Origin of the sequence: Microbacterium sp. NPDC058342 (assembly GCF_042723935.1) — a bacterium.
Classification (GTDB): domain Bacteria; phylum Actinomycetota; class Actinomycetes; order Actinomycetales; family Microbacteriaceae; genus Microbacterium.
In genome coordinates this window covers 1096951-1123820 of record NZ_JBHXID010000001.1, presented here as the reverse complement: position 1 = coordinate 1123820, position 26870 = coordinate 1096951, and the positions used below count along the sequence as shown (strand labels likewise).

The 26870-nt window shown below is 71.0% G+C and carries 20 protein-coding genes; 10 read left to right on the top strand and 10 right to left on the bottom strand.

The genetic code is table 11. The features are described from left to right. Nucleotides 1-84 precede the first annotated feature (84 nt). Together ACFWHT_RS05070 and ACFWHT_RS05065 are read right to left on the bottom strand one after the other, a co-directional pair. Entirely contained in the window at nucleotides 85-3003 is a 2919-nt protein-coding gene (locus ACFWHT_RS05070; protein ID WP_378826050.1) for a UPF0182 family protein, read from the bottom strand. A gap of 62 nt (nucleotides 3004-3065) precedes the next feature. Continuing rightward, nucleotides 3066-4154 carry a PDZ domain-containing protein gene (locus ACFWHT_RS05065; protein ID WP_378826048.1) on the bottom strand — a complete coding sequence of 363 codons (1089 nt, stop codon included), beginning with the start codon at nucleotides 4152-4154 and terminating at the stop codon, nucleotides 3066-3068. A 119-nt stretch (nucleotides 4155-4273) separates the two neighbouring features. On the opposite strand from ACFWHT_RS05065, the gene ACFWHT_RS05060 reads away from it, so the two are divergent. Next, the gene (locus tag ACFWHT_RS05060; RefSeq protein ID WP_378826046.1) at nucleotides 4274-5644 is read left to right on the top strand and encodes a zinc-dependent metalloprotease; all 1371 of its coding nucleotides are present in this window, start codon (nucleotides 4274-4276) and stop codon (nucleotides 5642-5644) included. A gap of 836 nt (nucleotides 5645-6480) precedes the next feature. On the opposite strand, the gene ACFWHT_RS05055 is transcribed toward ACFWHT_RS05060, so the two are convergent. Together ACFWHT_RS05055 and nudC are read right to left on the bottom strand one after the other, a co-directional pair. After that, nucleotides 6481-8253 (bottom strand): ATP-dependent helicase, encoded by a 1773-nt coding sequence (locus ACFWHT_RS05055; protein WP_378826045.1) that lies wholly within the window; start codon nucleotides 8251-8253, stop codon nucleotides 6481-6483. Next, nucleotides 8199-9110, bottom strand: coding sequence for an NAD(+) diphosphatase (nudC, locus tag ACFWHT_RS05050; RefSeq protein ID WP_378826042.1), 912 nt, complete (start codon nucleotides 9108-9110; stop codon nucleotides 8199-8201). The genes ACFWHT_RS05055 and nudC overlap by 55 nt, the downstream gene beginning before the upstream one ends. A gap of 106 nt (nucleotides 9111-9216) precedes the next feature. Here nudC and ACFWHT_RS05045 point away from each other — a divergent pair, with 106 nt between their 5' ends. After that, complete coding sequence (locus ACFWHT_RS05045) at nucleotides 9217-10608, top strand: phosphotransferase (protein WP_378826040.1); 1392 nt, start codon at nucleotides 9217-9219, stop codon at nucleotides 10606-10608. On the opposite strand, the gene ACFWHT_RS05040 is transcribed toward ACFWHT_RS05045, so the two are convergent. Together ACFWHT_RS05040 and ACFWHT_RS05035 are read right to left on the bottom strand one after the other, a co-directional pair. Then, complete coding sequence (locus ACFWHT_RS05040; protein ID WP_378827907.1) at nucleotides 10554-13988, bottom strand: ATP-dependent helicase; 3435 nt, start codon at nucleotides 13986-13988, stop codon at nucleotides 10554-10556. The two genes, ACFWHT_RS05045 and ACFWHT_RS05040, sit on opposite strands and share 55 nt — an antisense overlap. Before the next feature lie 38 nt (nucleotides 13989-14026). After that, nucleotides 14027-17251: an ATP-dependent helicase gene (locus tag ACFWHT_RS05035; RefSeq protein ID WP_378826039.1), complete on the bottom strand. Its 3225-nt coding sequence runs from the start codon at nucleotides 17249-17251 to the stop codon at nucleotides 14027-14029. A gap of 139 nt (nucleotides 17252-17390) precedes the next feature. Here ACFWHT_RS05035 and ACFWHT_RS05030 point away from each other — a divergent pair, with 139 nt between their 5' ends. Together ACFWHT_RS05030 and ACFWHT_RS05025 are read left to right on the top strand one after the other, a co-directional pair. Further along, nucleotides 17391-17615 (top strand): DUF3107 domain-containing protein, encoded by a 225-nt coding sequence (locus ACFWHT_RS05030; RefSeq protein ID WP_378826037.1) that lies wholly within the window; start codon nucleotides 17391-17393, stop codon nucleotides 17613-17615. 1 nt (nucleotide 17616) lies between these two features. Next, nucleotides 17617-17904: a hypothetical protein gene (locus ACFWHT_RS05025; RefSeq protein ID WP_378826035.1), complete on the top strand. Its 288-nt coding sequence runs from the start codon at nucleotides 17617-17619 to the stop codon at nucleotides 17902-17904. A 42-nt stretch (nucleotides 17905-17946) separates the two neighbouring features. On the opposite strand, the gene ACFWHT_RS05020 is transcribed toward ACFWHT_RS05025, so the two are convergent. Next, entirely contained in the window at nucleotides 17947-18657 is a 711-nt protein-coding gene (locus tag ACFWHT_RS05020) for a ferritin-like fold-containing protein (RefSeq protein WP_378826032.1), read from the bottom strand. Between the two features lie 199 nt (nucleotides 18658-18856). Between ACFWHT_RS05020 and ACFWHT_RS05015 the strand changes: the two genes are divergently transcribed. After that, nucleotides 18857-20377 (top strand): DEAD/DEAH box helicase, encoded by a 1521-nt coding sequence (locus ACFWHT_RS05015; RefSeq protein ID WP_378826030.1) that lies wholly within the window; start codon nucleotides 18857-18859, stop codon nucleotides 20375-20377. A 695-nt stretch (nucleotides 20378-21072) separates the two neighbouring features. On the opposite strand, the gene ACFWHT_RS05010 is transcribed toward ACFWHT_RS05015, so the two are convergent. Beyond that, nucleotides 21073-21948, bottom strand: a complete 876-nt coding sequence (locus ACFWHT_RS05010) for a PHP domain-containing protein (RefSeq protein ID WP_378826028.1) — start codon at nucleotides 21946-21948, stop codon at nucleotides 21073-21075. A 55-nt stretch (nucleotides 21949-22003) separates the two neighbouring features. Between ACFWHT_RS05010 and ACFWHT_RS05005 the strand changes: the two genes are divergently transcribed. The 5 genes from ACFWHT_RS05005 to ACFWHT_RS04985 all read left to right on the top strand — a co-directional run bounded on the left by ACFWHT_RS05005 (nucleotide 22004) and on the right by ACFWHT_RS04985 (nucleotide 25823). Next, a complete protein-coding gene (locus tag ACFWHT_RS05005) occupies nucleotides 22004-23026 on the top strand; it encodes an endonuclease/exonuclease/phosphatase family protein (RefSeq protein ID WP_378826026.1) in 1023 nt (340 codons plus the stop codon). Between the two features lie 50 nt (nucleotides 23027-23076). Further along, nucleotides 23077-24495 carry an aminopeptidase P family protein gene (locus ACFWHT_RS05000; RefSeq protein ID WP_378826024.1) on the top strand — a complete coding sequence of 473 codons (1419 nt, stop codon included), beginning with the start codon at nucleotides 23077-23079 and terminating at the stop codon, nucleotides 24493-24495. After that, complete coding sequence (locus ACFWHT_RS04995) at nucleotides 24495-24653, top strand: hypothetical protein (protein ID WP_378826021.1); 159 nt, start codon at nucleotides 24495-24497, stop codon at nucleotides 24651-24653. The genes ACFWHT_RS05000 and ACFWHT_RS04995 overlap by 1 nt, the downstream gene beginning before the upstream one ends. Before the next feature lie 105 nt (nucleotides 24654-24758). Beyond that, the gene (locus ACFWHT_RS04990) at nucleotides 24759-24926 is read left to right on the top strand and encodes a hypothetical protein (protein WP_378826019.1); all 168 of its coding nucleotides are present in this window, start codon (nucleotides 24759-24761) and stop codon (nucleotides 24924-24926) included. Between the two features lie 9 nt (nucleotides 24927-24935). Beyond that, complete coding sequence (locus tag ACFWHT_RS04985; RefSeq protein ID WP_378826018.1) at nucleotides 24936-25823, top strand: alpha/beta fold hydrolase; 888 nt, start codon at nucleotides 24936-24938, stop codon at nucleotides 25821-25823. Here the strand turns inward: ACFWHT_RS04985 and ACFWHT_RS04980 are convergent. Next, nucleotides 25807-26424, bottom strand: a complete 618-nt coding sequence (locus tag ACFWHT_RS04980) for an HAD-IA family hydrolase (protein WP_378826015.1) — start codon at nucleotides 26422-26424, stop codon at nucleotides 25807-25809. The two genes, ACFWHT_RS04985 and ACFWHT_RS04980, sit on opposite strands and share 17 nt — an antisense overlap. 51 nt (nucleotides 26425-26475) lie before the next feature. Further along, on the bottom strand, nucleotides 26476-26868 hold the full coding sequence (locus tag ACFWHT_RS04975) for a glyoxalase (protein WP_378826013.1): 393 nt from the start codon (nucleotides 26866-26868) through the stop codon (nucleotides 26476-26478). Nucleotides 26869-26870 lie beyond the last annotated feature (2 nt).

Sequence of the window (26870 nt, the reverse complement as noted above, 5' to 3'; positions counted from 1 at the left end):
GGCGGGCGTGTCGCGGGCCGCCCCCCGGCTCCCCGCATGCAGAAGGAGGGCGCCCCGCGCGGGGCGCCCTCCTTCGTGAACCGGTCACTCGGACTCCTGGCCCTCCAGGGCGAGAAGCTTCTCGATCGCGGCGGTGAGCTTCTTGTCCTGCACGGCGAACTCCTCGAGATCTCCCGCCTTGAGGGCGGTCTCGCGGGCCGTGAGCGCGTCCTTGGCATCCGCCAGAGCCTGCTGCTGGGCATCCGACCCCGGCGCCGGCGTCCCGCCCTCGTCCGGTGGAGTCTCCTCGCCTTCGCCTTCGCCGGTTTCCGGCTCGGTGGGCGTGACGTCCTCATCACCGGCCGCGGCGCCGGAGTCGCCGCCGAAGAGCACGTCGAGAGCCTCGGTCAGGGTGTCCTCGAAGGCGACCCGATCGCCGAAGGCGACCAGCACCTTTCGCAGGTTCGGCAGCTTGGTGCCCTCAGACGACTGCACGAACACCGGCTGCACGTACAGCAGACCACCACCGACCGGCAGGGTCAGCAGGTTGCCGTACTTCACCTCGGATTTACCGAGAGTCAGCACGTTCAGCTTGTTGGCGATCTCGGTGTCGGAGTCGAAGGTGTTCTGCACCTGCCCGGGTCCGGGCACGGTGGTCGCCGTGTCGATCTCCAGCAGCCTGAGCTTGCCGTAGTCCGGGGATTTCTCGCCCTTGGTCGATCCGGCATCCGAATCCACCGCCAGGTAGCCCATCAGCACCTCGCGGCTCTCGCCCTGGGCGTCGGCCGGGATGAACGTCGAGAACATCGAGAAGCGCGCGTCGTCCTGCCCCGGCATCTTCATGGACAGGTAGTACGGCGGCTGCAGCTGATCCTTGCTGCGCGGGTCCTTCGGCGTCTGCCAGCGGTTGTCCTCCTGCGCGAAGGAGCCGGCGTCGTCGATGTGGTAGATGCCCAGCATCGCACGCTGCACCTTGAACAGATCGGTCGGGTACCGGACGTGGCTCATCAGATCACCGGACATCTCGCTGATCGGCAGCACCGTCGACGGGTAGATCTTCTGCCACGTCTCCAGGATCGGATCCTCGTCGTCCCAGGCGTACAGCTTCACCGAGCCGTCGTACGCGTCGACGGTCGCCTTCACCGAGTTGCGGATGTAGTTGATGTTGTCGAAGGCCACGGCCGACGCGGGCGTGCTCGAGTCGGCGATGGCGTCCTGCATGCTGACCGTCTTCGAGTACGGGTAGGTCGAGCTCGTGGTGAAGCCGTCCACGATCCAGACGATGCGGCCGTCGACCACGCTGGGGTACGGGTCGCGGTCCAGCGTCAGGTACGGCGCGACCTTCTGCACGCGGGTGCGCGGGTCACGGTCGTACAGGATCTGCGACTCGGAGTTCACGAGGTCGGAGAACAGGATCTGCTCGGACTGGAACTTCATCGCGTACAGCAGCTTGGTGAACGTGTTGCCGATGCGCGGACCGCCGTCGCCGTTGAACGTCGTCTTGGTGTCGCTGGCGCCGTCCTCTCCGCGGGGGTAGTCGATCTCGACCGGAGTGGTGCCCTTGGGGGCGCCCACGATCGAGTAGTCGGGCGAGGACTCTCCGAAGTACACCCGCGGCTCGAAGTCCTCCGACTCCGTCAGGAAGCCCGACGAGGGGATGCCCTGCTCGAGGAACACCGGCTCGCCGTCGGAGGTGCGCTCGTTGCCGGCCATCGCGACCAGGCCGTAGCCGTGCGTGTACACCGCAGCGCGGTTGTTCCAGCTGTCACCGCCGCCGAGCTTGGACATGTCCAGGTCGCGGACGGAGACCACGGTGTCCTGCGTCTTGCCGTCGATCTCGTAGCGGTCGACGTCCAGCTCCTGGGCGAACTGATAGTAGGAGCGGTACTGCTGCAGCTGACGCACCGTCGGTCCGATCACGGCCGGATCCATGATGCGCACGGATGCCGTCGTCTCGGCGTCCGAGCGCAGCTGGCCGGGAGCGGTGTCGGTCTCGGCCTTGAACGAGGTGACCTCCATGTCGGCCACGCCGTACGCCTGCTTGGTGGCCTCGATGTTGCGCTCGTAGTACGGCGCCTGGTAGGCGTTCAGGTTCGGGTTGACCTGGAAGGTGGTGACCACCCACGGGTAGCCGATACCGACGACCAGCGAAGCGACGATCAGCAGCGCGGTGGCCGCGAGGGGGAAGCGCCAGCGCCCGACGACGGCGGTGACGAAGAACAGGACGGCCACCACCGCGGCGATGATCGAGAGGATCGCGAGGCCCGGGATGGTCGCGTTGGCGCCCGTGTACGCGGCGCCGGTGATGCGCCCCTCGGCCTGCACGAGCGTGAGGTAGCGATCCAGCCACAGGCTCACGGCCTGCACGGCCAGGTAGAGCCCTGCGAGGATCGCGAGCTGGATCCGAGCGGGCTTGGAGATCCGCAGCTCACGCTGTCCGATGCGCACCGACCCGTAGAGGTACGACACCAGCGCCGTGATGATCACGCTGAGCAGCAGCACGGCCGAGACGAACGCGAGCAGCATCGAGTAGAACGGCATCGCGAACAGGTAGAAGCCCGTGTCGACGCCGAACTCCGGGTCGACGGTCGTGGTGGTGACGCCGTTCGCCCACAGCCAGACGGTCTTCCAGTTGCCCGCCGCGGCGAACCCGGCGAAGATGCCGAAGAAGACCGGCATGCCCCACATGGCCAGCCGGCGCAGCGGCTCGATGACCTCCTGATAGCGGTCCAACTGCGAGCTCAGCCGCGCGTACACCGGCCGCAGCCGGTAGGCGAGCTGGATGCACACGAAGATCGGCACGGCCATGCCCAGGAACCCGAGCAGGAACATCGTGACGGTGGCGAACCACTGAGTCGTGAGCACCGTGCTGAAGTCGAGCTGGTCGAACCAGAGGAACTCGGTGTAGAGCGACGCGAACACGAAGAACGCCGCGATCAGGGCGGCGATGATCGCCACCGAGACGGCGAGGATGCGACGCGAGGTGCTGGGTGTGGCCGGCGGACGGGCTGAGGTGGTGGTCACCCCTTCATCCTATGCAGGGGTCCTATGAGCGCACTGCGGTTCCGCTCAGCGCGGAATGCCGGTCAGGATGCCGAGCACACCGGCAGCTTCGACGTGTCGCCGTCATCGGCGATCACGTCGAGGATGTGCAGCGACTCCTCGAGGGTCGCGGTGCGGTAGACCTGCAGTCCGCTCGGCACGTGCCCCACCACCTCGTCGCAGTTGCTCGCCGGGGCCAGGAAGACGGTCGCTCCGGCGTCGCGGGCGCCGTACAGCTTCTGCCGGATGCCGCCGATCGGCCCGACGGTGCCGGCGGCGTCGATCGTGCCGGTGCCCGCTACCCTCTCGCCGCCGTTGAGCTCGCCGGGGGTGAGGGTGTCGATGATCCCGAGCGCGAACATCATGCCCGCACTCGGGCCGCCCACGTTGTCGAGCTGCAGCTTCACGTCGACGGGGAAGTCGTAGTCGGTGGTCAGGGTGATGCCGATCAGCCAGACCTCTGCGCCACTGGCATCCGTCGTCTTCTCCGGCGTGATCGCGATCTCTCTCGGCTCGCCGTCACGCAGCACGCTGAGGGAGACCTCGGCGCCCTCCCCCGCCTGGATGGTGTCGCGCAGCAGGGTCGCGGAGTCGACCTCGACCCCGTCGATGGCGAGGATCCGGTCGCCGTCCTCCAGCTCGCCCTCGGCCGGTGCGTCCTCCACGACGCTGACGACCTCGACCTGGGCGCCCACGTCGTAGCCGAGCTCGCTGAGCGCCGCCGCCGTGGCCTCGTGCTGGGAGTCGACCATGAGCGCGGCGTTGCGCTCGTCGCGCTGCTCGCTGGTGACGCCCTCGGGGAAGACCGTGTCGATCGGCACCACCGCTCGGGTCGGGTCGAACCACGTCAGCGCCAGCTCGAACCAGGTGGGGGTGCGCTCGCGATTGCCGACGACCTGCACGGTGGTGAGGTCGAGCTGGCCGCCGGTCGGATAGGTCTCGGCGCCGTCAATCTCGATCAGCGGCACCTCCTCACCGTCTGCGCCCAGCGCGGTGCCGAGCGTGTCGAAGACGGGGCCGGGGCGCTGGATGACGTACTGCGTCGGGACGAAGGTCAGCGCGACCAGAGCCACCAGCGAGACGCTCAGCGCGGTGATGCCGATGACCGTGCCGTTGCTGCGGCGTGATGACACGTGACCTCCGGGCGTTCGCGGGCGGCGTACAGATATCCACGGCTCCCAGGGTCGGAGCACAGGATCGTGTGACTAGCGTAGAGCGCACACGCTACGGGCACGCTGAGAGGGCGATTCGCATGGCTGAGGACGACCGGGATCCTTCCGACTTCGAGGAGATGCTGCGCCGCATGATGTCCGGCGGGCAGGTGGATCCCGAGGCGCTGCGCGACGCGCTGTCGAGCATGCAGGGTGCCTCGATCGACCCGGCGGCGATGTCGGGGTTCATGGCGCAGATGCAGGGCATGTTCAGCGCGGATCCGTGGCAGAACGCGGAGCGTCAGGCCCTGCACCTCGCCAACCGCGACGGCCAGGGCATCACCGCGGGCGCGCAGTCGTCGCTGGTGGATGCGTTCGGTCTGGCGAACCTGTGGCTGAGCGAGGCCACGACCATCTCCGAGCTCGCCTCCGACCCGCAGGCGATGACGCGCGGCGATTGGGTGCAGAAGACCCTGCCGGTGTGGAAGGAGATCGCCGCGCCCGTGTCGACCTCGATCGCGGACGCCCTGATGGATGCCCTTCAGACCCAGGTGCCCGAAGAGATGCAGGGCATGGTGCAGGGTGCCGGTGATCTCATGCGTGGCCTGGGCGGCTCGGTCTTCGCCGCGCAGTTCGGACAGGTGCTCGGACGGCTCTCGCTCGAAGTCGTGTCGGGCGGCGATGTGGGCATCCCGGTGCTCCCCGCAGGCACCGCGACCGTCATCCCGCAGAACATCGCCGCGTTCGGCGAGGGGCTGGAGATCCCCGAGGATCAGATCACGCTCTACCTGGCGGTCAGAGAGCTCGCCTACGCGCGGCTGTACCGCCACGCGAAGTGGCTGCACCTGCACGTGCTCTCGCAGATCACCGACTTCGCGCGCGGCGTGACCGTCGACATCGACGCACTGGAGGACCTGGCATCCCGCCTGGATCCCAGCGACCCGGCGGAGCTGCGGGCGGCCATCGAGGGCGGTGCGCTGCTGCCGGCGCAGACGGATGCCCAGCGCGAGGCGCTGACCCGGCTCGAGAACCTCATCGCGACGATCGACGGCTGGGTCGACGTGGTGACCACGCAGGCCATCGCCCGGCTGCCCGACGGGGCGCGCCTCGCCGAGGCCGCTCGCCGTCGCCGAGCCGTCGGCGGACCCGCCGAGGACGCGCTGGGGGCGCTGGTCGGGCTGAAGCTGCGACCGCGCCGGCTGCGGGAGGCGTCGGCGATGTGGAGCGCGGTGACGGATGCCGTGGGCGTCGCGGCACGCGACTCCCTGTGGGATTACCCGGACCTCATGCCGCAGCCCGCCGACATCGACGATCCGACTGCGCTGATCGAGCGACTCCGGGCCGCGCAGCGCGGCGACGCTCCCGCGACCGACGAGTTCGACGAGGCGCTCGCGCGTCTGCTGGACGGCGACGACTTCGGTGACACCGACCGCCCCGAGGACGACCGCCCGGAGGGCGACCGTCCCGTCTGACCGTCGGCGCCCGGCGATCAGGCGATCAGGCGATCAGGCGATTCATCCTGCACAGATCGCCGCAGTCGCGGATCCATCCACAGATCGCGAGTACACGCCCTGCGCCGTGCCGACTCGGATCAGAATCGGGGGCATGAGTCCACTGACCCCGCCGGAGCTCACCCGTCTCGACCCGCGATACCCGCTGCTCTGGCGCGACGAGCGCACCGTGCAGTTCGGGATGGAGAACGCCGTGTGCATCGATGCCGGCGCCCCCTGGGTCGAGCCTCTTCTGGCACGACTGCACCGGGGCATCCGGCTCGGCTCCTTCGACGTCGTCGCACACGGCGTGGGCGCGCCCCGCGCGGCCGCGCGCGAGCTGCTCGCGCGGCTGCGTCCGGTCCTCATCGGCGACTCGCACTCCTCGCCGGCGGCATGGGTCGACGCGGTGAACGTCGCCGACGGAAGGGCCGTGGAGCGGATGCGGCAGGCACTCGTCGACGAGGACATCACACTGACCGACCACGGGAGCCCGGGGGCCGTCGCCGTCGTCCTGATCGAGGGCGCGGCCGCCGCTCTGCAACTGGCCCCCTACCTGCGAGACGATGTGCCGCACCTGCCGGTCGCCTTCGAGGACCAGGCGATCTCGGTCGGCCCGCTCGTGCGTCCCGGCCGCACGCCCTGCCTCTCGTGCCGCGACGCCCACGAGACACGACGCGACCCCGCGTGGCCGATGCTGCACGCCCAGCTGGTGGGTCGGACGGTGACGCTCGGCGCGGCAAGGGTCGCGCGCGCCGCGGACATGGTCGCGCGCGTGCTGCGCGCTCCCGCGGGGGCCACAGGACTGATGGCCCGGCTCAGCCCCGACGGGCGCCTGGCATGGCGCTCGGTGCGACATCACGCAGAATGCCCGTGCCTCGAGCCGTCGTCCCTATCTCCGCGAGAAAGCGAGACGGCACCCGCTCCCCTCGCCCCGCGCTCCTCGCCCACGAGACCGACAGCGTACGCGCGGCCCGCGTGATGCCCACGTAGGCAAGCCGCCGCTCCTCGTCGATGTGCTCGAACGACGTGGCGTACGAGATCGGCAGCGATCCCTCGGCCCAGCCCGTGAGAAGGACATGCGGCCACTCGAGCCCTTTCGCGGCGTGCAGGGTGGACAGGGTCACGGTGCGCAGAGTCGGCTCGTGCTGGTCCTTGGCCCTGGCCATGAGCTCGTCCGCGAAGGTCCGCAGGGTCGTCCCCTCCGGAGCATCCTCCGCAAGGCGCAGGATGGCTCGGCGCGCTTCCCAGCCGTCGCGCTGCGCGCCGCCCGCCTCTGGCGGCTCGACGGTGAGCCCGAGCCCGCGCAGCACGTCGCGCACCGTCGGGAGGAACCCGGCGTCCGTCGGCGCCACGGCCGCCCCCCGCAGCCCGAGCACGGCCTGGCGCACCTCGGGCATGTCGAAGAAGCGCGTCCCGCCGAGCACGCTGGTGGGGATGCCCCGGGCGGCGAGCGCCTGCTGCAGCACCGCCGACTGCGCGTGCGCGCGGTACAGCACGGCGATGTCGGCAGGCGAGGCGCCCCCGGCGATGCGCGCCGCGATCGTCGCGGCGATTCCGTCGGCTTCGTCGCGCTCGCTGTCGTAGGCGACCACCGTCGGCGCCTCGGCATCCGCACCCTCCTGCACGGGTACGAGGTCGAGCGCGCCCGGGCGTCCGCGCATCAATGCGTTGGCGGCGCCGAGGATCGGCGCCTGGGACCGGTAGTTCGTCTCGAGTCGCACGACCGTGGCATCCGGATGCCGCTTGCCGAACTCCAGCAGATAGCGCTGCTGCGCGCCCGCGAAGGAGTAGATGGTCTGGCTGGCGTCGCCGACGACGCAGATGTCGCGCCGGTCGCCGAGCCAGAGCTCGAGCAGCCGGTTCTGCAGCGGCGAGACGTCCTGATACTCGTCGACGGTGAAATGACGGTACTGCTCGTGCACGGCGGCCGCGACCCGGCTCTCCGTCTCGAGCATCCCCGCGCAGGCGAGCAGCACGTCCTCGAAGTCGAGCTGGCGACGCTCGTCCTTGAGCGCCTCGTAGGCCGCCTGCAGCTCGAGCAGCTGCTCGGGACGGATGCCGGTGACCGGCCGCCCCTGCTGCGCGTACTGCTCGATGGACATCATCGAGACCTTGCGCCATTCGATCTCCGCGGCGATGTCGCGCAGCGTCGCCGTGCTGAGGCGAAGCCGCATCGCGTCTGCCGCCTGGCCCAGCATCCGCACCTTGTTGTCGATGATGCTCGGCGCGGTGTCTCCGGTGAGCGTCGGCCAGAAGAAGTTCAACTGCGCGAGTGCGGCGCTGTGGAACGTGCGCGCCGAGACGCCGCCGACGCCGAGTGCGCGCAGCCGGCCGCGCAGCTCGCCCGCCGCCTTCGCGGTGAAGGTCACCGCCATCACGCGCGAGGGCGAGTACGCCCCGGTGTCGACGCCGTGGGCGATGCGGTGGGTGATGACACGGGTCTTGCCGGTGCCGGCGCCGGCGAGAACCGCGACGGGTCCGCGCAGCACGGATGCCGCCTCGCGCTGCCGGTCGTCGAGCGCGTCGAGCGCGCTCACGGCGCTCCGCTCCCGCCTTCGGGATCGGAAGCCGGCCGCTCCTCGTACCATTCGGCGATCAGGCGCCGGGCGATCGATGCGGGGCCGGGCAGCCCGACCGGGCCCTCCCCCGCGAGCGCCGTCCCGATCTCGTCGCGGGTCAGCCACCGCACCGAGATGATCTCCTCGCCGTCCGGCCGGCTGTCCTCGTCGACGGCGACCGCGCGGAAGCCGAGCATGAGCGAGCGCGGATAGGGCCAGGCCTGCGAGGAGCGGTAGCGGATGTCGCGCAGCCGCACGCCCGCCTCCTCGGCGATCTCCCGCCGCACCGTGTCCTCGAGCGATTCGCCCGCCTCCACGAAACCGGCGAAGCAGGAGTGCATGCGCCCGCCCCAGTTCGCGTTCGCGCCGAGAAGCAGTCGTTCCCCGTCGGGGCTCTCGACGGCGACGATGACCGCCGGATCGGTGCGGGGGAAGTGATCCGTCGCGCAGGATTCGCACCGGCGCGACCAGCCCGCCTGCTGCAGCGCGATCGCGGAGCCGCACGAGGGGCAGAACCGGGCATCGCGGAGCCAGGCGGCGAGCGCGATGGCGGTGACGAACAGATCGGTCTCATGCGGATCCAGGGCGCCGCCGGCATCCCGCAGGCCGAGCCAGGTCTCCGGCGGGGCGCTGTCGATGCTGTCGGTGAGCGGCGGGACCGATGCCAGCAGCAGCGGCGAGCCGTCGCGGTCGCGGCCGAGCAGCGCCCATTCGGCGTCCCCGACCTCGTCGACCCCGACGCGCAGTACCGTGTCCCCGTCGATGCGCAGCCGGCCCTCCCGCACCACGACGGCGCGGGCGCTCGCGTCGGCGCGCATCCGGCCGATGACGCCGGTCTCCGTGCGGAGCTCGGCGGCCCTGTCGAGGATGTCCCGCTCCGCGGTCATGTGCTCCTCCTGCTCTCGTGCCATGCGCTCGTGCCGCCCCGTGAAAGCGGGGCAAGGGGGCGTGGCGTCAGCGCACCCGACGGGGTGCGCACCTACCCTGGAGGACATGGCACGCTCACCTTTCACTCTAGTGGCGGCGGTCACGGCCGCACTGCCCGGGGCCGAGGTCGTCGGCGCTCGCTCGCTCACCTCGGACGGGGACGGGAGGTTCGATTCCGCCGTGGCCACGCTGGCCGACGGCCGCGAGCTCGTGATCCGGGTGGCCGAGGACGATGCCGCGGCGCGCGAGCTCGCGGAGGAGTCGCTGGCGCTGCGCGCTCTGACCGCGGGCGCGAGGGAGATGCTGCCGTTCCGGGTGCCCGCCTATGTCGGCGAGACCGCCGTCGGCGACGCGCGCGCACTCGTCACGGATCTGATGCCGGGATTCCAGATCGACGCCGGGCACATCCCCTCCGGGCGCGGGGCGGCGCCGTCGGTCGGCGAGGCGATCGCCGCGGTGCACGCACTGCCGGCGTCGGTGGTGCGCGCCGCCGGACTGGCCGTGCGGGATGCCGGTGGCGTGCGCGGCGACGTGCAGCAGCTGATCGACCGTGCGGCGGCGACGGGACGCGTTCCCGCGCGGCTGACGGCACGGTGGCGGGACGCCGCGGCCGACGACGACCTGTGGCGCTTCGAGACGACCGTCACCCTCGCGGGAGCACAGGCGCAGTCCTTTCTCTTCGAGGACGACCCGGATGACGGCCCCCGCGTGACAGGGATGATCGGGTGGCGCGGGCTGACCGTCGGCGACCCGGCGGAGGACCTCGGATGGCTCTCCGGCGCGCGCGAGGCGGCCGATGACGTGCACGCCGCGTACGTGGCCGCCTCGTCCCGAGCGGCCGATGACGCCCTGCGGGTGCGAGCGCGGCTGCACGCCGAGCTGGAGTTCGCGCGCTGGCTCGTGCACGGAGACGAGCTGCGGCGCCCGGACATCGTCGATGACGCGGCCGCACTGCTCGACTCGCTCGCCGACGGCCTGCGCAGTGACGACCTCCGTGTCATCGCCGCCTACACCGGGGGCGTGGATTCGGCTCTCGATGTGCTGGACCGCACTCCCGACACCGCGGCCACCGCGGTCGACACCTCGATGCAGACGGATGCCTATCGCGCCGAGGACCTCTGGCTGGACGAGGTCGACGACGCGGATGCCCCGGACGACGAGGACGAGCAGGCGCGACGGAACGACGCGGGAGATGCCGCGCATGACGGGGATTCCGGGGATGACGAGACGCGTCCTGCCAGCCACGCGCAGCAGGACGACGGCCGGCAGGATGGTGGCCGGCACGACTCGTGGGAGGAGCCGACGCAGGACCTCACCGAGGTGAGCGGGATGCGCGGATCGAGCCCTGCCGCCCGGGCCGACGGCTCCGAGCCGCCGAGCGACATCGATTCGGCCGAAGAGGCTCAGCGCGCGGCGCGGGCTGCGCTCCAGCGCTGGACCAACTCCGCCTCGGAGTAGACCCGGTCACCACGGATGACGAGGTCGTCCGCCACGTAGTACAGCGCGACGTCGATCTGCTCGAGCGGCACCCCGAAGCGGCGGTGATAGGCCACGCGGTACAGCGCGAGCTGCAGCATCCGCTCTTCGCGCTCCCGGGCGGTGCGCGGCGCACGACCGGTCTTCCAGTCGACGATCTCGATACGGCCGTCCCGGTCGTCCCGCCGATAGACGGCGTCGAGCTTGCAGATGACGATCTGCCCCTGCGCGAAGGCGAAGTCGATCTCGATCTCCACGGCGATCGGCTGCAGAGGCGCCCACTCGCTCTGCTCGAACGTGCGCTTCAGCCGGTCGAGGTCCACCGCATCGACGGCGGACACATCCGCGGAGTCCGACGCGTCTTCGTCGGCCTCCCACAGCCCCTCGTCGATGCGCGCGCCCACGCCGACCTGCTCGCTGCGTTGTTCGACCCAGGCGTGGAACAGAGTGCCGAGCCGGGTCTGCCGATAGGGCCGCTCAGGCATGGGACGCACGATGCGCCCCAGGGTTCCGGCGAAGTCGGTGATGTAGTCCTTGAACCGCGAGGCCGGCAGACGGGTCGGAGGCGGGGCGTCCGTGCCGCGCATCCGCGCATCGCGCTCCGCCAGCAGCCGGCCCAGCTCGGCGCTCGGCTCGACGTCCTCGGCTCCGGCGACTGCGGCGCGCACGAGATCCGCGGCGGCCGTCACGACCGCGCGGCGTCCGCCGAGCGGATCGAGTGGCCACTGCCTCGTCATCCCCACCCCGGCATAGGGGTTCTCGTCGGCATCCACCTCGCCGATCGGGTCGAGGCCGAGCACGTCGATCGCCTCGAGCAGGTACGGACTGGGCGTGCGGGGGCTCTTCTGCCCCGCCCAGTGCGCTCCGGTCATCAGCAGGTCGGTGCGGGCCCGCGTGACCGCCACATACGCGAGCCGGCGCTCCTCCTGCCTCTGATAGTCGCGGTACTCGCCCTTGAACACCGTCAGCGCGCCCGGGGCCGACCGGCTCGCGCTGGTCAGCGAGGCCACACCCGCCTTGATGCTCTTCGCCGGTTCGGTCGGGTCGTAAGGGGGCGGCGACCAGCGGAAGACGGGGAGGGCGTCGGCGTCGCCGCGCAGCGCGAAGGGCAGCATTCCGAACCCAAACCAGCCCGAGGTGTCGTTCACCCGCGAGGGCAGCTCGTCATCGACCAGGCGCACCACGGCGACGGCGTCCCATTCCAGGCCCTTGGATCCGTGGATGGTGAGCAGCTGCACGACGCCGGGCTCGGGCGGCTCGGGACGCGGCATGAGCTCATCGGTGCTCTCGGCCTTGTCGAGCCAGGCGATCAGGCTCCCGATCGTGCCCCGCTGATCGGCGGAGAGGAAGGCGCGCACCTCGTCGGCGAAGGCGCGAAGCTGGGTCGCCGCCACCCGGGCGGGCCCTCGAGTCTCGTTGGTGGCCAGCTCGATGTCCAGGCGCAGCTCCAGCTCGATCAGGCGGATCAGCTCGGGGATCGGCTGGGTGGCCGCGCGACGCAGCCGCTCGAGCATCTCGCCTGCCGCCCGGAGACGGGCGCGGCCCTCCGACGTGATGCCCTCGAGCAGCCGGTAGTCGTCGCGCAGGCTGCGCACCACGTCGACCGCGTCCACGATCGACACCGCCTCGTCCGCTCCCCGGGAGGAGCGGATGCGGGCGCGCAGCTCGTCGGGCAGCGGCAGCAGGGCGCTGTCGCGACGGGAGAGCTCGGAGGCGAGATCGTACAGTGCGGCCATGTCGGCCACGCCGATGCCGAATCGCGGACCGACGAGCAGGCGGATGAGAGCGGAACCGGCGTTGGGATCGTGAATGACCCGCAGCACGGACACCACGTCGACGACCTCCGGAGTCGCGAGCAGACCACCGAGCCCGAGAATGCGGTGCGGGATCCCCTCTGCCGCCAGCGCTCCGGCGAAGGTCTGCATGTGCCGTTTGGAGCGGAACAGGATCGCGCCGGTGTGCGGCCTGTTCCCGGGTGCGGCCGAGGCTGCGTGAGCGGCGCGGCGCGCGGCGAACCAGCGCGCGACCTCGGCGGCCTCGTCGTCGACGGTGAAGGCGAAGCGCACCTCGACGGCGCCCTCGCCCGCTCCGGGGCGTGGCTCGAGCGGCGGCACCTCCAGCCCGGGGCGGTGCAGCGGCTCGAGCACGCGGTTGGCGACGTCGAGGATGCGGCTGTCGTTGCGCCAGCTGGTCATCAGACTGTACGTTCGCGCCTGCTGCTCGCGCGCGAAGGAGCTCGAGAAGGCGTACAGGTTGTCGGCGCTCGCGCCGCGCCAGCCGTAGATGGACTGATGCGGGTCCCCGACGGCCATCACGGCGGAGTCCCGGAACAGCTCGGCCAGGAAGCGCGTCTGGATGACCGAGGTGTCCTGGTACTCGTCGAGCAGCACGACCCGGTGCTGCTCGCGCAGTTCGGCCCGCACGTCGGGCGCGGACTCGACGATGTCGAACGCGCCGCTGACCTGGTCGGCGAAGTCCAGCACTCCCCTGCGCTGCTTCTCGGAGATGTACTCGCGGACCAGCGCGGTCAGTGTGGGCAGGGCCAGCAGGTTCGCCACGGCCTTCTCGATGGTGTCGTTGCCGCTGCGGTAGGGATCGAGCGATGCCGCCGTGTCGACGGCGATCCGCCCGGCACGATCGAGATCGGCGCGGTGGTCGAGGGCGTCGCCGGCCAGTCTCTGCACCGCGTCGACGACGGTGTTGACAGCGAAGTCGATCTGCTCGAGCTCGGGAAGGTCGGCTCGCAGCACGACCTCGCGGGCGAGCATCCATGATGCGGCCTGGCTCAGCATCGCCACGTCGGCGTCGCGGCCGATGCGCGCGGCGTGCTCGCGCACGATGCCGTCGGCGAACGCGTTGTAGGTCGAGACCCGTGGACGGATCATCAGGTCTTCGGCGGTGCGGGGAGTGGCCGGATCCCATCCGGTGCCGTATCGCGCGGCCAGTTCGTCGAGCACGTGGGTGCGCACCAGCTCGCGCTGCCGGCCCGGCGCCGCCTCCTCGACGCGACGGAGGTCGCCTGCGGCGACGATCTCGGGCAGATGGGCGAGCAGACCGCGCCGGCCGTACTCGTCGATCACCGCGAGCCGCGCGCCGATGCGCTCGGCGAGTTCGCCGGCCGCCTTGCGGGTGAAGGTGAGCCCGAGGACCTCGTCGCGGCGCACCAGGTCGTTCGCGACCAGCCAGACGACCCTGCCGGACATCGTCTCGGTCTTGCCGCTGCCGGCGCCCGCCACGACCAGTGCGGGTGCCGCGGGTGCCTCGATCACTCGCTGCTGCGCCGGAGTCGGCGCGGGCAGCCCGAGTGCGGCCGCCACATCCGTGGCCGAGATGCGCGGCGGTTGCGGCCAGCCCGTGCTCACCCCGTCAGCGGGCGCGTCAGCGGGGCGGGCGACGGGCGTCACGAGCTCACCGCCGGGATCGCGTGGATACGGCACGCCTGGACGCGCGCCTGGGTGTCGGCGCAGTGCGCCTCGACCTGTGCCGTGAAGCTGCCGGCCGACATCCCTCTCGCGGTCTCGGCGACGCGTCGCAGGAACTGCGCCCTCGCGTCGTCGTCCAGCGTGTGCTGGTGCGCGACCCGGTAATCGCTCTTGGACAAGGTGTCGGCGAGCATGACAAGACGGGCGCCGCCGAGCGAGGCGGGATCGGCCCCGGTCACCAGTCCCTGCTGCACGGCGATCTGGTAGGCGGCGAGCTGCGCGTGCTCGGTCACCTTGCCGTCCGTCGCCGACTCCCTGGCCTCCTTCTTCCCCGTCTTGAGGTCGACGACCACCACTCGTTCTCCGCCCTCCATGCTCGCCCAGCCCCGGCCGCGCGCGTACGCGTGCTCCCCGGCCCCGTCCGGGTACGCCTCGACGCGGTCGATGAAGCCGTGGATGACGGCCTGTCCCGGTGCGGCCTTCGTCTCGGAACTGAGGCTCACGACCGCGGGGACGTCCTCTCCGGCCTCGTCCGCCGCCTCCACCGCGAAGCGGAACTCCACCTCGCTCGCGAGGACCCTCCCGCCGTCACGCCGGACCTCGCTGAGGTAGCTGTGCAGCCGATCGACGAACTGGTCGGCACGGCGGCGCTCCTTGCGCCCGATCCACTCCGTCTCGAAGTCGAGCTCCGGCCAGCGCTCGGCGAGCACCGCCCGCAACGTCGTCAGGTCGCCATCGGGGCTCTTCTCCATCGCCTCGTGGATGATCGTGCCGATGCCGGCGGCTGGCGGGAGCACGCTGTCCCCGCCGAGTGCTGAGATCACCCAGCCGAGCCCGCACTCCTCGAAGGTCTCCATCTTCGAAGGCGACACCCGGGCGGCCTCGATCGCGAGATTCCGCAGCGGGGTGTCCGTGGAGGGCGGCGCGATGCCGTACCACTGCGCCGGCGCAGCACCGGGCACGCCCTCGCGCGCCAGAAGGGCGAGCTGTGCGGCGGCGTCGCGCTTCGCGGCGTCGGGTGCGGTGGAGGTGAGCGTCCGCCTGTGCTTGGCGACCAGTCCGCGCAGGGTGAGCGGATGCTCGGCGGCGGGATGTCGTTCGGGCGGCTCAGGCGCCGGCAGGAACGAGAAGAACGGGCTCGGTGTCTGGTCGTCGTCGTCGACAGCGGTGACCAGCAGCCGTGTGCGGGCCCGGGACACCGCACGCACGAACAGTCGCAGCTCGTCGTGCAGGGCGCTGCGCCGACGGTCCAGCACTCCCGGCGCGGGGATCTCCACGCCGGTGCGCTGCGCCGTCAGCGCGTCGGCCAGGCGCCAGGTGCGCAGCATGCCGCCGCGCAGGCGCACGTTCGGCCACACGCCGTCCTGAACCCCGGCGACCACCACGGCGTCGAACTGCGTGCCCAGCGCGGTGGCCGGCGTGAGCAGTGTCACCCGCCCGGGCCGATCGGGGGTCGACAGCGTGTCCTCGGGCACCTCGCTGCCCAGGATGTCGCGCACGAAGCGCTCCGGCTTCGCGTCGGGTGTGCGCTCGACGAAGCGCTTCGCCGCGTCGAACAGGGCCACCAGTGCGTCCAGTGCCCGGGCGGTCTCGCCGCCGGTCGCCTGCATCGCGCTCTCGCGCCAGGCCGTCTGCAGAGCGCGGCCGTCGACCGCCCTCGCCGCGTCCCAGGCGCGCCAGAGCAGGTCGTGGATCGTCTCGCCGGCGGCGGCCGCAGCCGTCATCTCGGCAAGGGTCTTCGCGAAGCGCGCGGCCGCCCTCGCCTCGGGCGCGTCGATGAGCACGAGCGGGAGTTGCTCCGTCATGGCGCGGCGCAGCAGCTCGCGCGCGGGTGTCGATCCCTCCTCGGCCAGCTCCTGGTGCCGCAGGCGCGCGCGCAGACGGCGCAGGCCGATCGCATCCATCCCGCCGAACGGCGAGAGCATCGCCTCCTCCAGCCGGGCGGGCGTGCGCTCCGCGACGGGCAGCAGCGCCAGCTCGACGATGCCGACCAGGTCTCGGACGACGCTCTCATCGCCCAGTGGGCGCTGCACGCCGGCGGCTCTGGTCGGGATCTCGCGTGCGGCCAGCTCGGCCTCGAGCATCGCGACCTGGCGGGTGTCGTGGGCGATCACCGCCATGTCCTGCCACGGCACGCCCTGGGAGAGGTGCCAGTCGCGAAGCGATCCCGCGATGCGGTCGAGCTCCTCGTAGGGCGACGCGGCGAGAAAGCTCGTCACACCGTCATCCGCGTCGGCGGTCCGGGGCCCGGGGGCGCGCCGGTGCTCCACGCGTCCCGCGGCCCCGATCGCCTGCGTGACCCTGCGGGTCAGGGCGACGAGCGCGGGGGTCTGCCTGTGCGGTCTGTCGAGCACCACCACACCGCCCAGTTCGGCGGCCAGCCGCGAGAACAGCTCCGGGCTCGCGCCCCGGAAGGCACCGGAGGAGATGTCGGGGTCGCCGAAGACCATCACCGCCACTCCCCTGCCGCGCAGCGCGAGCACGAGCTCGACGCCGCCGCGGGTGAGCTCCTGCGCGTCGTCGATCAGCACGACCCTGAGCGCTGCCAGCGGCCCGAGCGTCGCGGCATCCGCGCGACGCAGGATGGCCGTCGCCTCGGCAAGGAGGTCGGCCGCATCGCGGTGCGCGACGCGCATGTCGTCGAGGACCTGGCGGTACTGCCGCAGGAACGCAGCGACCGCGCGCCACGCGTCGTCACCGCTGTCCTGCAGTTCGGCCGGATCGGCTCCCAGCTCGGTGCACTCCGCGAGGAACGCACGCAGCTCGGATCGGAACGCCTTGCTGCCGCGTGCCGGAACGCTCAGCGCGTCGGGCCAGTCGATCATGCCGTCCTCCGCGTCGCCCGCCAGCAGGTCGGCGATGATGCGGTCCTGATCCGCACCGGTGAGCAGGGCGGGCGGGTCCTCGCCCGCGCTCACCACGGCACCGCGGACGAGCTGGAACGCGAACGAGCCGAGCGATCGCGCCAGTGCCCCGGGGGTCGCCTGGTCGATCCGCACGCCCACGCGGTCCCGCAGCGCGGTCGCGGCCTGCCTGCTCGGGGTCAGCACGAGCAGCTCCTCAGGACGCATCCCCGCCTCGAGCAGCTGGACCACGCGCTCGACCAGCGCCGTCGTCTTGCCAGTGCCCGGCGCTCCGATCACCACGCCGGATGCGGTCGCCGCGGCGTGCACGACGTCGTGCTGAGCGGCATCCTGAGTCATGCTCTCCACGGTAGCGGCGTGCGCCGACACCACCGGCGCGCGACCTGTGCGCCCACGGCGAAATCGGTGTCGACGCCGGCCCGGGCGTCGGCGCCGGCAGGTAGAGTTGCCGGTGTTCGCAGACACCTGAGGAGAACGCGTGGAAATCCGCATCGGCATCGTCAACACCGGTCGTGAGCTGAGCTTCGACACCTCCAGCAGCGCCGACGAGGTGCGCGCGCAGGTCACCTCGGCGCTCGAGCAGAACGCCAGCCACCTGAGCTTCAGCGACGCCAAGGGCAGCTCCTACATCGTCCCCACCGCGAACCTCGCCTACATCGAGCTGGGCACCGAGGAATCGCGCCGGGTCGGCTTCGTCGCCTGACATGTACATCCTGCTGGCGCTGATCGCCGCCTGCGCTTTGGGCGTGGCCCTGCACTTCGCCTTGCCGCACCGCGAGCTCCGCGGGGTGGCGCTGACCCCGGCGATCGCCACGGCCGTCGCGGCCGCGGTGTACACGATCCTGCAGTGGGCGGGCGTCGGCGAGGGCAGCTTCTGGCTCTGGCTCGCCAGCGTCGGCGGCGGTCTGCTGCTCGCCGCGATCGCCACCCTGACGATGAGCACCCTGCGCGTCCGCCACGACGCCGCGGCCAGGCAGGCGCTCGGCATCTGATCCGGCGTCTCGTCCGCGGGTCGGCGAATGCCGGGCCGGATGCTACGAGGCGAGCCCCATGGCGTCCATGCGGCGCGCGTGCGCGCCCATCAGCTCGGTGTAGACCGGTTCGATGCGCTTGTCATCGGCCAGCAGGCGGCCGGGGCGCAGTGCATCCCGGCACACGAGCAGCGTGTCGCCCACCAGGCGCCGACCCCACATCGACAGCAGGGAGCGCCATTCCTGGTCGCTCTCGATGGTCTGCTGGATGATCGAGACGATCTCCCCGCCGGCGTCGTCCTGACGCAGGATCTCGGCGACGCGATCCCCGATGCCGCCGTAGCTGGAGGCGAGCGCGAGGTAGAAGTCGTCGAGCATGCCCGCGGTGAGATAGACGGCGAGCAGGGTCTCCTCGGGTCGGGCGCCGATGGTCTTGCGCCGGAACTCGTCGAGGTTCTCACGGAACGGGAGCATCACCTCGGTCGGATCCTCGCCCTGCTCGGCGATGACCGCGACGATGCCGCGGTGCTTGTCGAGGGCGGCGCCCGCGGCGCGTGACAGTGCCTCCTTGCGAGCGAGTTCGCTCGTTCCGCGGATGCCACGGCTGAGCGTCTCGAAGTATCCCAGCTGCAGGTAGGCGGCCTGGCCGAGGAAGCGGTTCAGCTCGGGGGCGAGCTCCGCGAAGTCCACGCGCTGGGCGTCGCCGCTGTCTCCCCTGCTGCGCAGGGTGAGGACACGCCGCTGCGGCTTGCGCTTCCAGAACCAGTTCACCACCGTCTCAGGTTACCCGCACGAGCGACCGCGCCCGGAGAGCATCACCGGAGGCCCCGGCGGGTCGTCCGGTAGGCTTGTCCCGTCCTGCCATCGGAGCAGGGCCCCGCGCCTGTGGCAGCAGTGAGACGGCGTGGATCCGTAACGAGGCGCCGCTCGCGTGGCAGATCGCCGCGCACGCGCCGGACAGGCAAGAACAACTGTGACTTCATTCGCTGATCTCGGAATCGATCAGGACATCATCGACGCGCTGGGCTCCAAGGGCATCGTCGACGCGTTCCCCATCCAGGAGCAGACCATCCCGCTCGGCCTTCCCGGCCAGGACATCATCGGCCAGGCCAAGACGGGAACGGGCAAGACCTTCGGCTTCGGCATCCCCGTGGTGCAACGGCTCGGGAAGGACCCCGAGCACGGCGTCAAGGCCCTGATCGTCGTCCCGACGCGCGAGCTGGCGGTGCAGGTCTACGAGGACATCGATCTGCTCACCTCCAACCGCTCCACCAGCGTCGTGGCGATCTACGGCGGCAAGGCGTACGAAGGTCAGATCGACCAGCTCAAGGCCGGCGCCCAGATCGTCGTCGGAACCCCGGGTCGACTCATCGACCTCGCCAACCAGCGGCTTCTCGATCTGTCGAACGCGACCGAGGTCGTGCTCGACGAAGCCGACAAGATGCTCGATCTGGGCTTCCTCGCCGACATCGAGAAGATCTTCTCCAAGGTGCCGGCGGTGCGCCACACCCAGCTGTTCTCGGCGACCATGCCCGGACCGATCGTGGCGCTGGCGCGCCGATTCATGACGAACCCGATCCACATCCGGGCCAACGACCCCGATGAGGGTCTCACGCAGGCGAACATCAAGCACATCGTCTACCGCGCGCACTCCCTGGACAAGGACGAGATCATCGCCCGCATCCTGCAGGCCGAGGGCCGCGGCAAGACCGTGATCTTCACCCGCACCAAGCGCGCCGCTCAGAAGCTCGTCGACGAGCTCGGCGACCGCGGATTCAACGTCGGCGGCGTGCACGGCGACATGGGTCAGGAGCAGCGTGAGCGCTCGATGGCGGCGTTCAAGGCCGGCAAGCGCGACGTGCTGGTGGCCACCGACGTCGCCGCCCGAGGCATCGACGTCGATGATGTCACCCATGTGATCAACCACACCATCCCCGACGAGGAGAAGACCTACCTGCACCGCGCCGGGCGCACCGGACGCGCAGGCAAGACAGGCATCGCGGTCACCTTCGTCGACTGGGAGGACCTGCACAAGTGGGCCCTGATCAACCGGGCGCTCGACTTCGGCCAGCCCGAGCCCGTCGAGACGTACTCGTCGAGTCCGCACCTGTTCGCCGACCTCGACATCCCCGAGGGCACCAAGGGCCGTCTGGTGACAGCCCCCAAGGCCGAGAAGGCGCCGTCGGAGCGCCGGCAGCGTCAGCCCCAGAAGGCGGCGGACGCCGCGGCCGAGGGCACCGACGACGGCACGACGCGCCGCCGCCGCCGTCGACGCCGCAGCTCGGGCGGCGACAAGGTCGGTTCGACATTCGCCGAGGGCGCCGAGCAGCCGGCATCCGATCCCGGTGAAGGCGCACCGGCGGCCGACCGCGACGCCGACGGCGCAGGCACGCACGACGGCGACGCCACGCACGAGCACCGCGACGGCAAGCCCGCCCCGCAGCGCCGTCGACGCCGGCGTCGCAGCGGAGGAGCCGCTCCCAGCGGCGCCTGACGCTCAGCTGCATCCAGCCGCGCGGCCCGTTCCGGGTCGCGCGGCCTGTTTCGGGTCGCGCGGCTGTTGCATGCCCGCCACGCCCACCGATGTGGCGCAACACGCGGCATCCCTCCCACCCAGGCGACCAGATGCGCCACATCCACCGGGAGATCACGCCCCGAGAGCCCGCCGCACTCCCCGCGCACCCGCGCACCATGCGCGCCCCGCCCACCGATGTGGCACGACACGCGGCATCCCTCTCACCAAGGCGACCGGATGCGCCACATCCACCGGGAGATCTCGCCCCGAGATCCCGCCGTACTCCCGCGCACCCGCGCACCCCGCCCACCGATGTGGCGCAACACGCGGCATCCCTCCCACCGAAGCGACCAGATGCGCCACATCCACCGGGAGATCACGCCCGGAGATCCCGCCGCACTCCCCGCCGCACTCCCGCGCACTCCCCGCGCCCCCGCGCACCCCCTCCACCGATGTGGCGCAACACGCGGCATCCCTCCACCGAAGCGACCAGATGCGCCACATCCACCGGGAGATCACACCCCGATGACCCGCCGCACTCCCCGCCGCACTCCCCGCGCACTCCCCGCGCCCCCGCCCGCCGATGTGGCGCAACACGCGGCATCCCTCCCACCGAAGCGACCAGATGCGCCACATCCACCGGGAGATCACACCCCGATGACCCGCCGCACCGGTCAGGGACGGTGGGGAGGCGTGCCCGTGGCGCGGTCGATGATCCGCGCCACCATCTCGTCGGAGGTGGTGTTCTCACCGGGCCGATTGGGCTTTCCCGCGCCGTGGTAGTCGCTGGAGCCGGTGACGATCAGGTCGTGGTCGGCCGCGATCCCGCGGAGCATCCGCTTGCCGTCCTGGGTGTTCTCGCGGTGATCGATCTCGAAGCCGCCGAGCCCCTCCGCGATCAGCCGCTCGATGTAGGGCGTCGGCATCATCCGGTCCCGGCCCGAGCTGGCCGGGTGGGCGATGATCGCCACTCCCCCGGCGCGGGTGATCAGGCGCACCGCTGTGAGAGGGTCCGGCGCGTAGTGCGGCTCGTAGTACCCGGCGCTCGGATGCAGGATGCCGGCGAATGCCTCGGTGCGGTCTCGGACGATGCCGCGCGCCACGAGGGCGTCGGCGATGTGCGGGCGGCCCACTGTGGCATCCGCGAGGGTCTGCGCCAGCACGTCGGGCCAGCCCAGGTCGTAGTCGCGCGAGATGTTGCGGACGATGCGCTCGGCCCGACCGACGCGGTCGAGGCGGATGCGATCGGTCTCGGCGACGAGAGCTGGGTCGGCGGGATCGAAGAGGTATCCGAGCACGTGGACGCTGCGCCACTCGTGCTTGGCGGAGAGCTCGATGCCGGGGAGGAAGGTCATCCCGAGGTCGGCGGCGGCGCCGGCCGCCTCGTCCCAGCCCGTGGTGCGATCGTGGTCGGTGAGCGCGAGCGTGCGGATGCCGTGCGCGTGCGCCTGCCGCATCACCTCGGCCGGGGCCTCGGTGCCGTCGGAGTGGTTCGAATGCAGGTGCAGATCACTCGGGCCTGTGAAGGTGGAGCGCGCGCCCTGGGTCATCCCCCGAGCGTACCGCCAGGGGTGTCACAGCAAGACTCGCCTAGGCTTTCGGACGATGCTACGTCTGGTCGGAATCCTCATCACGGTGCTCTTCGCGATCGCCACGGCCGTCCTCGTCTGGCCGCAGTTCTTCCAGCTCGAGACGACCTTCCCCATCGCGCAGATCGTCGCCTCGCGGGCGCTCGTGCTCGGAGTGCTCCTGGTGATCGCGGTGCTGGCGCTGCTGCTGCTGTTCGCCCGGCCGCTGCGCGGCTTCGCGGCATCCATCCTCATCGTCGCGCTGCTCGGAGCCGCGGCGACCGGTATCGTCGGCGCGACGCGCGGGATCGGGAGCGACACGCTGCCCGACAAGACCGATGGCGCGCTGCGCGTGCTCACGTGGAACACGAACGGCGCTGCGGTGTCGGCGGAGACGATCGCGCGCGTGATCGACGAGCAGCAGGCCGACGTCGTGGCGCTGCCCGAGACGGCCGAGCAGGTCGGCGAGCAGATCGCCGTGCGGATGCGCGACGCCGGCCGTCCGATGTGGGTGCACCATGTGAACATCCGCCCGGACGTTCCCAACGGCCCTCAGGCCTGGCAGACGACCATCCTCATCTCGGCGAACCTCGGCGAGTACTCGGTGATCGCCTCGTCGCGCGACGGATCGAGCAACACCAGCTCGGTGCCGAGCGCCGTGGCCATGCCCGTGGACGGCACCGGACCGACGATCGTCGCCGTGCACGCCGTCGCGCCGCGCGAGGACGCGATGACGCGCTGGAAGTCGGACCTCGCCTGGATCGCCGACCAGTGCCCCGCGGGGGATTTCATCCTGGCCGGGGACTTCAACGCCACTCTCGATCACATGGCCTCCTTCGGCAGCGAGGGCGGCACGATGGGCCGCTGCCACGATGCGGCGAGCGCGACGGGCAACGGCATGGTGGGCACCTGGCCCGCGTCTCTGCCCGAACTGGCGGGGGCCCCGATCGACCATGTGATGGCCAGCGACCGGTGGCGGGCGACCGGGACGGTCGTGCTGGACGACGCCGGAGGCAGCGACCACCGCGCGCTCGTGGCGCAGCTCGAACCCGCGGGCTGAGACGCCGCGCGACCAGCCCCGTCGGGGCCGCGGATGCGACAATGGAGCACATGAGCAGCGCAGACAACGACACGGCCGTCGAGATCCCCTCCGAGCCGGCGCCCGCGGAGAAGAATCCCCGCAGGCAGCCCTTCCCGCAGGGCTTCCTGGACACCATCTCGACCGGCTGGGCAGACCGTCCGGAGTCGATGCCCCAAGCGCGCGCGCAGGCCGAGTACGCCGCCGCCCGCCGTGCGAAGGTGTCGGCGGCGTTCCCCGGCAAACGGCTCGTGGTGCCCGCGGGGGCCTTCAAGCAGCGCAGCAACGACACCGACTACCCGTTCCGCGCCCACTCGGCCTTCCTGCACCTGACCGGCTGGGAGAACGACGCGGAGCCGGATTCGCTGCTCGTGTTCGAGCCGACGGGTGCCGGGCATGACGTCACGCTGTACTTCCGGGAGCGCGCAGACCGCACCACCAGCGAGTTCTACGCGGATGCCACGATCGGGGAGTTCTGGATCGGTCCGCGGCCCTCGCTCGCCGGCGTGTCCGCGGATCTCGCGGTGGCGACCGCGCACCTCGACTCCTTCGCCGCCGGGGACGACGACCTCGTGGTCGACGACGACGAGGCGCTCACCCGGTTCGTCTCCGAGCTTCGGCTCGTGAAGGACGAGTTCGAGGTCGCCGAGATGCGCCGGGCCGTCGCGGTCACGGCAGCCGGTTTCGACGACATCATCCGCGAGGTCGACCGCGCCGTCGCGCATCCCCGTGGCGAGCGCATCGTCGAGGGCGTCTTCCATCAGCGCGCGCGCAGCGACGGCAACTGGGAGGGCTACGACACGATCGCGGCATCCGGACCGCACGCCTGCTATCTGCACTGGACACGGAACGACGGGGCCGTGGTGCCCGGCGATCTGATCCTCATCGACGCGGGCGTCGAGGTCGACAGCCAGTACACGGCCGACATCACGCGCACGCTGCCGGTGAACGGTACCTTCTCGGACGTGCAGCGCCGCGTGTACGAGGCGGTGCTCGAGGCGGCGGACGCCGCCTTCGCGGCGGCCAGGCCCGGGGTGCGATTCCGCACCGTGCACGAGGCGGCCATGAAGGTCATCGCCGAGCGCACCGCCAAGTGGGGCCTGCTGCCGGTCACCGCGCAGGAGGCGCTGGATGCCGACAGGGGCGGGCAGCACCGCCGCTATATGGTGCACGGCACCAGCCATCACCTCGGAATCGACGTGCACGACTGCGCGCAGGCCCGGCGTGAAATGTACTACGACGGCATCCTCGAAGCGGGCATGGTCTTCACGATCGAGCCCGGGCTCTACTTCCAGATCGACGACCTCACCGTCCCGGAGGAACTGCGCGGGATCGGCGTGCGCATCGAGGACGACATCCTGATGACCGAGGACGGACCGGTGAACCTCTCCGCCGACATCCCGCGCACCGTCGAGGACGTCGAGGCGTGGATCGCACGGGTGAAGGGCTGATGATGAATCTGTTCATGGGCGGGCACCTACTGATCCTGCTGCTCGTGTACCTGGTCGTCATCGCCGTCGTGGGTGCCGCCGTGTACTTCGTGGTGCGGCTGGCCGTCCTGCACGCGCTGAAGTCGCACACCCGGTGGGTCGATCAGGGCAAGCCGTAGGTGTGACGTCGCGGACGCGCGTCCTCCGGCCCCGCCGACCCGTCGCTGGATCTCGTCTGCGCATGGCATCTGCTCGGCGAGAGCCCGCGTCGGCACCTGCGCGCGATGCTCGACGCGTCGGAGGAGGAGTGGCTCCGCGGAGCCGCCTGGGCATTGCAGCAGGCCATGGGACTCGTCTGGTATTACGAGGTCTCGAATCCCGCGATGGCGCAGCTCGGTCGCAGCACGGTGCGTCGTGTGCTGAGCGATCGGGATGTCACCGCGTCCGCATAGGATGCCGGGATGGATTCCCTTCTCGATGTCAACGGCACTCGGCTGTTCGTGGATCAGCGCGGGCCGGACGACGGGCATCCGCTGCTGTTCATCCACGGCGGGCCGGGCAACCCGAGCTGGGACTTCATGGCGTCCGTCGGCGATCGGTTCGCCGAGCGCGGCATCCGGATCATCGGCGTCGACCAGCGCGGGGTGCTGCGCTCCGACCCCGTGCCCTCCGAGGCACCGCTGACGATCCGGCTGCTGATCGATGACGTCGAGGAGATCCGGCGTCAGCTGGGCATCGACCGCTGGACGGTCATCGGACACTCGGCCGGAGGTGCCTACGCGTTGGACTATGCGCTCGCCCATCCCGAGCGCATCGACGCCCTGATCCTGGACTGCCCCGCTCTTGACACGGACGCGACCGACCGCCACCGTCTTCCGCGCGCGGCCGCGATGCTCGATGAGGCCGGTGAGACGGAGGCCGCGGCAGCCTGTCGGCGCTTCGCGACGCTGGGGCGCCGGATCACGGCGGATGACCGCACCTGGGAGTCCATGCAGCCCCTCGGTGCGCGCTACCTCGATCTGTTCCTCTACGACGGGCAGACGCGCGCACGGTACGAGCAGGTGGTCGGTTCCGCTCCCGCGGGCCTCGACTGGTCGCGGGGCGTCTCGCATCTGCGCCTGCTGGGTGAGCTGTATTGCGATCGCCGACCCGAGCTCTCCGCACTGACGGTGCCGTCGATGATCGTCCGCGGCGAAGCGGACATGGTCGCGCCGCCGGTCGTGCTGGAGGACTATCGCGCCGCGACGGGCGGGGAGGTCGTCAGCATTCCGCAGGCCGGGCACTTCGCCTTCGTCGAGCAGCCGGATGCCTACGTCGACCAGGTGCTGCGATTCATGAGCGCACGCTGACCGGTTCCTCCCCCATCGTGACGCCCCGTTCCCCCAGCGCCGCCCTCAGGCCTGAGGCGCTGCGGAAGTGGTGAGCGTGCATCCCCAACGCCGCAGCTGCGGCGACGTTGGTCGCCGAGTCATCGGTGAAAAACGCGTCGCCGGGTTCGCATCGGAGCGCGTCCAGCACGTGAAAGAACGCGCGCGCGTCCGGTTTGGCGAAGCCGATCTCCGCCGTGTTGATGATCGGTTCGAACAGCGCGGTGAGTCCGAGCCGGGTCGTCTCCGCCGAGATCGTGTCAGTGCCGTTGGTGAGGATCGCCGGCCGGATGCCCGCGCCCGAGAGCTGCCTCGCGAGTGCGAGTACCTCGGCATCGAGCCTGACCGGTTGCATACCCCATTCGACCGCCGCGGCAGGGTCGCCGAGCGCTTCGCCGATGCTGGCGATCCAGTCAGCCCGGCTGAGGCGGCCCGTCGTGAGTGGTTCGATCCGCGTTTTCGCGAAGGCGACGCTGGCGATCGTTCCCGACGCAACGCCGCGTCGCCTTTCGATGTCCGCCGTCGTCTCGGGGTCGAAGTGACGGATCACTCCGTCGAGGTCGAAGATGACAGCACGGATCATCCGCTCATCTGTCAGAGCATCGCGGCAGGCCAGAACAGCGGACAGCCGGCATCAGTGCTCGTCGGCGACGACCTCGACCTTGAACCCGCGGGCGTCCTCGAGCCATCCGGCACAGTGATCGGGTCCACCCGCATACGGGTACCGCTCCGAGTACAGCGGCGACCAGCCCTGTTCGGCGGCCCCGTGCATCAGCGAATCGAGCGCCGCCCGGTCACCGACGCGAAAGGCGATGTGATTCACTCCCGGTCGACGCCTGTCGTGAGCCGGCGCCGACAGATTCGGCGACGTCGTCAAGGTCAGATAGGTCCCGCCGGCAGCCCACGACGCGCCGCCCGGCCACGACTGCACCTGCTCGAAGCCGACCTCCGTCAGCAGCCACCGCCACGACGTTCCGAGCAGTCGCGCATCGGCGAGCCAGATCTCCACATGGTGCAGCCCGGGCATCG